The organism is Streptomyces anandii JCM 4720 (genome assembly GCF_014650655.1).
Classification (GTDB): domain Bacteria; phylum Actinomycetota; class Actinomycetes; order Streptomycetales; family Streptomycetaceae; genus Streptomyces; species Streptomyces anandii.
In genome coordinates this window covers 175,485-176,473 of record NZ_BMVJ01000011.1, presented here as the reverse complement: position 1 = coordinate 176,473, position 989 = coordinate 175,485, and the positions used below count along the sequence as shown (strand labels likewise).

Below are 989 nucleotides of genomic sequence, written 5' to 3'. Positions count from 1 at the left end.
GGTCGTCGCGCAGGTCGAGCTTGTCGTGCAGGACGCCGACGAGTTCGATCGTGCCGATGAGGAAGGCGACCGCGACGGACAGGCCGGTGATGGTGAGGTTGTAGAACACCTTGCGCACCGGGTTGGAGAACGCCCACTGGTAGGCGAAGTTCATGAAGGTGCCGTCCAGGGTGTCGAACAGGCTCATGCCGGCCGCGAACAGCAGCGGGAGGCACAGGACGGCGTACCAGGGCAGCCCGGCCGCCGCGCCCGAGCCCGCCATGACCATCAGGGTGACCTCGGTGGCGGTGTCGAAGCCCAGGCCGAACAGGAAGCCCAGCGGGTACATCTGCCCGGGACGGGTGACCGAGCGGGTGAGACGGCCCAGCAGGCGGTTCATGAAGCCGCGCGAGTCCAGGTGCGCCTCGAGCTCCCGCTCGTCGTAGGTGCCCGCGCGCATCGCCCGGAAGACCTTGAGGATGCCGGCCAGGGCGACCAGGTTGAGCGCGGCGATGAGGTAGAGGAACGTACCGGAGACCGTGGTGCCCATGATGCCGAGCACCTGGTGGGTGCGCGAGTGCTCGTTCATCACCCTGCCGGCCAGGGAGGTGCCGCCCGCGATCAGCAGGGCGAGGAGCACCACCACGCTGGAGTGGCCGAGCGCGAACCAGAAGCCCACCGACACCGGCCGCTTGCCGTCGGCCATCAGCTTGCGGGTGGTGTTGTCGATGGCGGCGATGTGGTCGGCGTCGAAGGCATGCCGCATGCCGAGGGTGTAGGCGGTGACGCCGAGGCCGATGCCGAAGGCCTTGGTGCCGACCTGGTAGTGCTCGGGGACGACGAGGAGGAAGAGGATCCCGAAGGCGACGACGTGCAGGACGAGGATCACTCCCAGCAGCCCCGCCGTCTTGAGGGTGTCCTCGCGTCGCCAGTGGAAAGTGGACATGCGTTCGGGCAGGGTCATCCGGTTCACGCTCCAGCACCTCGTGGATCACTTCGTGAGCTGCCGT

At 67.9% G+C, this 989-nt stretch carries 1 protein-coding gene; it reads right to left on the bottom strand.

Annotation, left to right across the window (positions count from 1 at the left end):
* The coding region (gene nicT, locus IE249_RS21040; RefSeq protein ID WP_229858950.1) for a Nickel transporter NicT at nucleotides 1-943 on the bottom strand (943 nt) is incomplete at its 3' end.
* Nucleotides 944-989 lie beyond the last annotated feature (46 nt).